Source organism: Desulfurobacteriaceae bacterium, from assembly GCA_039832905.1.
Classification (GTDB): Bacteria; Aquificota; Aquificia; order Desulfurobacteriales; family Desulfurobacteriaceae; genus Desulfurobacterium.
The window spans coordinates 1-7,411 of record JBDOLX010000057.1; the positions used below are offsets into that span (position 1 = coordinate 1).

Annotated in this window: 9 protein-coding genes and 1 tRNA gene; 2 read left to right on the plus strand and 8 right to left on the minus strand. The window is 36.3% G+C overall.

Features of this window, described 5'->3' with window-relative positions:
- Positions 1 to 65: 65 nt before the first annotated feature.
- From ABGX27_04145 to ABGX27_04155, 3 genes are read right to left on the minus strand one after another with little or no spacing between them, the layout of a single operon-like run.
- On the minus strand, positions 66 to 398 hold the full coding sequence (locus tag ABGX27_04145) for a hypothetical protein (protein MEO2068684.1): 333 nt from the start codon (positions 396 to 398) through the stop codon (positions 66 to 68).
- Positions 399 to 411: 13 nt separating this feature from the next.
- Positions 412 to 693 carry a hypothetical protein gene (locus ABGX27_04150; GenBank protein ID MEO2068685.1) on the minus strand — a complete coding sequence of 94 codons (282 nt, stop codon included), beginning with the start codon at positions 691 to 693 and terminating at the stop codon, positions 412 to 414.
- A gap of 28 nt (positions 694 to 721) precedes the next feature.
- A complete protein-coding gene (locus tag ABGX27_04155) occupies positions 722 to 1,294 on the minus strand; it encodes a hypothetical protein (GenBank protein ID MEO2068686.1) in 573 nt (190 codons plus the stop codon).
- 269 nt (positions 1,295 to 1,563) lie between these two features.
- On the opposite strand from ABGX27_04155, the gene ABGX27_04160 reads away from it, so the two are divergent.
- The gene (locus ABGX27_04160) at positions 1,564 to 1,917 is read left to right on the plus strand and encodes a chorismate synthase (protein ID MEO2068687.1); all 354 of its coding nucleotides are present in this window, start codon (positions 1,564 to 1,566) and stop codon (positions 1,915 to 1,917) included.
- Between the two features lie 67 nt (positions 1,918 to 1,984).
- Here the strand turns inward: ABGX27_04160 and ABGX27_04165 are convergent, their stop codons facing one another.
- The 5 genes from ABGX27_04165 to ABGX27_04185 all read right to left on the minus strand — a co-directional run bounded on the left by ABGX27_04165 (position 1,985) and on the right by ABGX27_04185 (position 6,238).
- Positions 1,985 to 2,125 carry a hypothetical protein gene (locus ABGX27_04165; GenBank protein ID MEO2068688.1) on the minus strand — a complete coding sequence of 47 codons (141 nt, stop codon included), beginning with the start codon at positions 2,123 to 2,125 and terminating at the stop codon, positions 1,985 to 1,987.
- 256 nt (positions 2,126 to 2,381) lie between these two features.
- A tRNA-Pro gene (locus ABGX27_04170) sits at positions 2,382 to 2,459 on the minus strand.
- A gap of 32 nt (positions 2,460 to 2,491) precedes the next feature.
- Positions 2,492 to 4,342 carry a sodium-extruding oxaloacetate decarboxylase subunit alpha gene (oadA, locus tag ABGX27_04175; GenBank protein MEO2068689.1) on the minus strand — a complete coding sequence of 617 codons (1,851 nt, stop codon included), beginning with the start codon at positions 4,340 to 4,342 and terminating at the stop codon, positions 2,492 to 2,494.
- Between the two features lie 32 nt (positions 4,343 to 4,374).
- Positions 4,375 to 5,793 carry an acetyl-CoA carboxylase biotin carboxylase subunit gene (gene accC / locus ABGX27_04180; GenBank protein MEO2068690.1) on the minus strand — a complete coding sequence of 473 codons (1,419 nt, stop codon included), beginning with the start codon at positions 5,791 to 5,793 and terminating at the stop codon, positions 4,375 to 4,377.
- Positions 5,786 to 6,238, minus strand: a complete 453-nt coding sequence (locus ABGX27_04185) for a phosphatidylglycerophosphatase A (GenBank protein MEO2068691.1) — start codon at positions 6,236 to 6,238, stop codon at positions 5,786 to 5,788. Before ABGX27_04185 ends, accC begins: the two co-directional genes overlap by 8 nt.
- 60 nt (positions 6,239 to 6,298) lie before the next feature.
- Between ABGX27_04185 and ABGX27_04190 the strand changes: the two genes are divergently transcribed.
- A partial coding sequence (locus ABGX27_04190) for a Mur ligase family protein (GenBank protein ID MEO2068692.1) occupies positions 6,299 to 7,411 on the plus strand: 1,113 nt, incomplete at its 3' end.

The window sequence follows — 7,411 nt, forward strand, 5'->3', positions numbered from 1 at the left end:
TGTTAGTAGAGCCAAGACTAACATAAATATAGAGATTAATTTATCCTTAGTGAAATTGTTTGCCTTCATTTAATCCCTCCCTTTATCATTACCAAACCGACTACAAGCATGATGTTTACAACTAATGAATACTCCGTATGAAGCTTGCAGTCTTTTATATAAACTTCTGAGGTTTTTAGCATAAGATGATCAAAGCAATATCCAATAAATCCGTAACCTTTCCAATCACTACTGGTTGAAAAGACAAGTAGGATACAGGGAGATTCAAGATTGCACATTTGTAGGTAGTTGCGATATACCATTGTGTTGTGTATCAATACTGCGAAAAAGAGCATAGAACCAATAAAGTTTACAGCATGTGTGAATTTTCCTTTGTGGCTAGGATATCTTCCACACATTACATTTTTTCCTTTAATTTAACCATATATAAAACATCATAACTATGTATGGAAATATTAAGAAAAACCAACCAAAGAGTTCTATAATCCAAGGAGGGCTTTCCTTGCCACCATATCTTTCTCCTGTCCAGAAAATAATGCCTGTTGCACCTAAAATGTCAGAGAAAAGAATTAAAGGTAGAACAAGAATAATATGATAGGACATGACAACGTAAAATGCTTCAACATCGTTTGTTATTATGTATACAGAGACGCAATTAAGGATACTAACTAAGATTGCTACTAGCTTCCTCATTTTATAAGTCTTAAATAAAGTTTAAAAATTAAGTGTTTTTAGGACTTTTAGATACGGAATGAAAGATTAGAAAGAATGTAAATATCTCAGTTAGAACATATTCAGCTGGTAGAAGGAATTTTAAGTATGTTGGATTTACGCTTGTTGTAGCAATTAGATTTATAACTGCATTTATACTACTAAAGATGATAGCATTGACAAGAAATGGTCTATCCACTTTTGCATAGTTTTTGTTGTGTTTTAAAAAGATGAAAAATAAAGCGTAAATTATGATGAACAGTATCCAGTCTTTATCAGCTCTTAATATGAATGAACTTAGATATAATGAAACAGTTCCTATAAATAACGCAAGGAATGGTTCTTTTAGTTTTATAGAATATAAAATTAGAATTATGTCAAGCAGGTATGTTACTAAAAATAAAAGTATCAGAAGAATTAGGGCATGAACACAACCAGAATGTTTAAGTAGATCAAAGATTTGCGTTTTATTTCCTAATCCACCGACGAAAAGAAGACATTTATAAATATAGAGAAAAATTGCTACAAGAAATCCATTGTAGAAAATAAATCCGGATATGCTTCTTAATATGAAAGTTTTCATTACATTTATCAGGTATATTAAGACAAAAATTCCCCCTATAAAAAATGGATTGTTAACTAAGTTAAATGCATCTGCAAAAACAAAGATTCCCCTATAAGTCTGAAATAGGAAAAATATAATCAGGAAAATATGAAGGAAAGTGAACTTTTTTACTTCCAGAATCCACCTCCCTCCTCTAAATTTAAGACCATTAATTTGTATATAATGATTTTACACAACCTTTATCATCGTAATGTAGTTTAAACCTTTTGATCAGCTTTATAGGGTAAATGCCTTTTGTTCCTCTAGAATTACCACATAAGTTGGAACATAACTTATCGTGTTCTCTGTCAAACTGTGATTATGAGGGGAGTTTTCCTGTTAATATTAAATGTAAATATACAAAACAAAATTTTCCAACTCTTTATAGTCCTTTAAGAAGTGTTGACATAAGGACAAAAGAACCTTTTGAAGTTTCTATTGAACGTTCTGATGTTTGTGCCGTTCCGGCTGCATCGGTCGTTGCAGAGTCTATGCTGGCTATAACCTTACTTGGTGCAATCCTTGAAATGTTTCCAGCAGATGACTTTAGAAGATTAAAGAAGTGGTTTAAGGAATATAAAGAGAGTTTAAAAAGGTTTTAATTTTCTTTTCTTCCCTTTTTCCTCTCTCCTTCTCTTTTCAGTTTTTCTATTCCTTAGCTTTTTTTATTCAAACCTTTCCAGCCTCCAACTTCTCCAACTTTCTAACAGCAATCCCGCTCACTTTTGCGGGCATTTCAACTATTACAGAAAGGATTGTTGAAGAAAAAGAAGATGTAAGAACAGCAATCCCGCTCACTTTTGCGGGCATTTCAACAGGTACAAAATTCAGGCATTGATTTTCAAAGCTTTCAGAACTTGAGTTTTGTATATAAATCTAATACATCTTGCTACACAAACTATATTACCAAACACCCTTTAACCCATTGAAACATAACAGTTTATTTATTAGAACTTCAAAATAAAATCATATTCTTTAAAACATTCGATTGCTTAGCCTTAAAAAACTAAAATTATCCGAAATGCCCGTCCTTATTCAGTTTTAAAAGACCAAATAAAAAAATAAATGGTCGGGGCGACCCGATTTGAACGGGCGACCTCTGGCCCCCCATGCCAGCGCGCTAACCAACCTACGCCACGCCCCGACGCCCTCTAATAATATAAGCCAAAAAGTAATCTATTCAATTGTCATTATAGCTTCGTCTGGGTTAACGTTATCTCCCGGTTTAACATAGATAGCTTTTACCTTTCCACTAATTGGCGCGTGAAGTTCGTTCTGCATCTTCATTGCTTCAACAATTGCTACAACGTCTCCTTCCTGAACTTCATCACCTTCTTTAACTTTAATTTCGACCACTTTCGCAGGCATTGGAGATGTAACGTCTCCCTCTTTTGTAGCTCTTGGACGCTTAGAAGAACTTGCAAGTTCTCCTTTAATTTCTACTTCCTCACCAGTTGGAACAACTTCAACGAGAGGTTCTACAACAACCTCTTCAAGTCTTCCATCTATCTTAATAAAGTAAGGCTTCTTTCCTTCTTTCTTGTGTCCTACACCTGCAACTTTTACGTGGTAGCTTTCACCGTGAACGTTGATGATAAACTCTGTTGGGGCAAGAGGTTGTGGACACTGTTGCCTATCTTCTTCTGCATCTGCAAGGTCTTCTTCAGAAACTGCTGGAATTTCTCCTTTTTCGACCTTTTCTCTCCATTCAAAGAACTCTTTTGCAACCTTTGGAAAGAGGCAGTAAGAAAGAACGTCTTCTTCATTTCTTGCAAGGTCTTTGATTTCTTCTCTTGCTTTTTCAAGTTCAGGCTGGAGTAAATCTGCAGGTCTACATGTAATTGGTTCTTCGTCTCCAAGAACTTTCTTTATGATTTCCTCTTTTATTGGTGCAGGTGGTTTTCCGTAAAGACCTTTAACGTAGTTCTTTGCTTCTTGGGTAATCATCTTGTATCTTTCGCCGGCAAGAACGTTTAAAACAGCTTGAGTTCCAACGATTTGGCTTGTAGGTGTAACAAGTGGAGGATATCCGAAGTCTTCTCTTACTCTTGGAACTTCTTTGAGAACTTCTTCAAGCTTATCAAGTGCACCTTGTTCTTTTAACTGGTTAATAAGGTTTGAAATCATTCCTCCAGGGATTTGGTGTTCAAGAACGGCAGCATCAATTCCTTTAAAGTCTATGTCATACTTTTTGTATTTCTTTCTAACTTCCTTAAAATGGCTTGCCATTTTACTTAAAGCTTCTTTATCAAGTCCAACTTCAAAACCGAACTCTGAAAGGGCATAGGCCATAGTTTCTACTGCAGGGTGGGAAGTATCAGAAGCAAGAGGAGATATTGCTACGTCAAGAATGTCTGCTCCAGCTTCCGCAGCCTTTAACTGTGCCATTTCGGCAAGTCCACTTGTGCAGTGGGTATGAACGTGAACAGGAAGTCCTACTTCTTCCTTTAAAGCTTTTACGAGAGAGTAAGCTTTTTCAGGAGATAAAAGTCCTGCCATGTCCTTTATAGCGATTATGTCAACGCCCATTTCTTTATACTGGAGGGCAAGTTCTATGTAAAGGTCTTCCGTATGAACAGGGCTGATTGTGTAAGAAATTGCCCCTTCAACGATTTTTCCCATTTCCTTTGCAGTTTCTACAGCAACCTCAACGTTCCTTAAGTCGTTTAAAGCGTCAAAAACCCTAAATACATCAATTCCGTTTTCTGCTGCCTTTCTTACAAAAGCCCTTACAACATCGTCTGGATAGTGTCTGTACCCTACAAGGTTTTGTCCTCTTAAAAGCATCTGAAGACGGGAATTTGGCATAAGTTTTCTTAAAGTTCTTAATCTTTCCCAAGGATCTTCTCTTAAAAATCTTAAGCAAACGTCAAAAGTTGCCCCTCCCCAACACTCAACAGACCAAAAACCTGCTTTGTCAATAATAGGCGCTATTTCAATCATATCTTTCGTTTTCATACGTGTAGCAAAAAGGGACTGGTGAGCGTCTCTTAAAGTCACGTCCGTGAACTGTATCTTTTTAGCCATACCTTTTATCCTCCAACTACTTTATTTCTTACTTATAACCCATGGTGTGCAGCTATTGCCGCAGAAATTGCAAGTGCCAACACTTCTGGGTCTGGTTCTTTAATGAATGTAAACTCTTTAATCTTTCTATCTATGAATGAGGTATCAAACCTTCCGTTTACAAATTCTGGGTCGTTTAGGATTTTCTTAAAGAACGGAATGGTTGTTGGAACACCACGGATTACAAACTCATTTAAAGCTCTCCTTGAACGTCTAATTACTTCGTCCCAGCTTCTTCCCCAAACTATCAGCTTTGCTACCATGGAGTCATAGTAAGGAGGTATTGTGTATCCTTTATAAACTACTCCGTCTATTCTTACACCTATTCCACCGGGAGAATAGTAAGCTGTAATAGTTCCCGGAGAAGGGACAAAATCTCTTGTTGGGTCTTCAGCGTTTATCCTAAACTGCATTGCAAAGCCGTGAAGCTGAACGTTCTTTTGGGAGAATGATAAGTTCATTCCAGCAGCGATTCTTATTTGTTCTTGAACAATGTCTATACCGGTTACTTCTTCGGTAATTGTGTGTTCAACCTGTAGTCTTGGGTTTACTTCCATAAAGTAAAAGTTTCCATATTTATCCATTAAAAATTCCCAAGTTCCAACGCCGTAATAGCCAATCGCTTTTGCTGCTTCAACGCAAATCTTTCCAAGCTTTTCTCTCTGTCTTCTTGTTAAGACAGGGGATGGTGCTATTTCAAGAACTTTTTGGTGTCTTCTTTGAAGGGAACAGTCTCTTTCCCCAAGGTGGACAACGTTTCCGTGTTTGTCAGCAACTATCTGTATTTCTATGTGTCTTGGATTTTCGATGTACTTTTCTATAAAGACTTCTCCTTTACCAAAGGCAGCTTCTGCTTCCTTTACGGCAATTTCAAATTGACTTTCAAGCTCTTTATCATTTCTTGCTATTCTTAATCCTCTTCCACCACCACCGTGGGCAGCTTTTATCATTACAGGATAGCCTATTTTCTTTGCTATTTCCTTTGCTTCGTTTAAATCCGATATTGGATCTTCACTACCTTCTGCTACAGGAACTCCGAGTTCTTTCATTACCTTTTTGGCTTCTATCTTATTACCAAACATTTTAAGGTGTTTAACGTCAGGCCCTATAAACTCAATTCCGTGCTTCCTTGCATATTCTGCAAAGTCTGCCCTTTCTGAGAGGAAACCGTATCCTGGATGAATAGCATCTGCTCCTGCTCTTTTGGCAATGTCTACAATCTTGTAGTAGTTGAGGTATGCTCTTAAAGGGTCTCCGTGAATAAGGTACGCTTCGTCTGCCTTTTTAACGTGTAAGGAGTTAACATCTGCTTCTGAATAGATTGCAACGGTCTTTATTCCCAGTTCCTTACAAGCCCTTATAACCCTTGTTGCTACTTCACTTCTGTTTGCTATTAGTACTTTTTTAAACATTGAAAATTCCTCCGATTAGCCTTAGGAGTATATTGGCAAAGACACCGGCTATTGCATCATCAACAGTAATACCCAATCCTCCCGGAAGCTTTTCAAAGAAAGGAATGGGAGGTGGTTTCATTATATCAATAACTCGGAATATAATAAGTCCAAGGAATGCTGTCTCAAGGCTGGCATTGAGTCCTAAAAGGGCTATTTCCATTCCGAGGATTTCGTCTATAACTACGCAGTCAGGGTCTTTATTCCCAAGCTCTTTGGAAACATAATCAGCAGATACAACACTTAAAAGAAATGTTATAAATATTACTGACAGTTGGAAAGCTAAATTCGGCTTCCAAAATAGGTAAAGGAGGATAGCTGCTAAAATTGAACCCCACGTTCCGGGCATTTTGGGAAGTTTTCCGCTGTAAAATCCAGTAGCAATGAATTCCATTAACGCTTTCACTCTAAAACCTCTTTCAAAAATTTTAAAGGTTATTATATCTTAATTAACGAGGTCTTTAAGTTGACTGAGTTTGAACGCTATTTTGAGAACAAAGAGTTTGTTTGGGATCCGGGACTTGATAGGATAAAAAAGGCTGTAGAAGAATTAAACGTAAAGAAAGTTCCATCTATAATCGTTGCAGGAACAAACGGAAAAGGTTCTACTTCCCATATGATATGTGAAATCTTGAAAAATCACGGAATAAAGTGTGGGCTTTTTACTTCACCTCACCTTTTCCGTTTTAACGAAAGATTTAAAGTAGACTTAAAAGAAGTAGAAACTGAAGTTTTAGATGAAAGTTTTCGGAAAATAGTTGATATTATCGAGAAATATAACCTTACCTATTTTGAAGGTGCATTTTTGCTTTCGTTAGAGGTGTTTTCTTCTTCTAAAGTTGATGCTATCGTTTTTGAAGTTGGACTTGGTGGAAGACTTGATGCTAGCAATGCAATTGACCATGATTTAGCCGTTATTACCCATATTGACTATGACCATAAGGACTATTTAGGAAACACTTTAGAAGAGATAGCAAAAGAAAAGGTAGCCGTTATAAAAGGAGGTATTCCTACTGTCGTTTCTGAAAACGAGGATTTAGTTTTTGAACTTGTTAAAGAGAAAACAAAAAATTATTATTTTTTTGGAAAAGATTTTGAAATTCAAGACGTTAAAGTTTCTTTAAGTGGAACAGAGTTTCTTTATAACGGAAAGAGGGTAAAGACCTCTTTTATAGGTAAACATCAAGCTATAAACTGTGCAGTAGCAATAAAGGCAAGTGAGGTCTTTTTAAAAGAAATACTAAACGTTCCTTTTAACTTCTTGCAAGAAATTAACGTTTGTTTACCGGGAAGATTTCAAATTTTAAAGAAAAACCCAACAGTTATCTTTGACGTAGCACACAACAAAGATGCTTTGAAAAGACTTTTTGAGACTGCTAAAAAGCTTGGACTTAAGGCAAACGTTGTCTTTTCCTCTTTAAAAGATAAAGAGGTAAAGGAAAACTTAAAAGTTGTAATTGACTACCTAAAAAGTGTTAATAGAAAACTTTTCCTTGTTGAGATAGAAAATGAAAGAGCTATGAATTTAAGAGAACTTGTTAAACTGACTAAAGAACTTGGGTTTAAAAACTTTTCCATT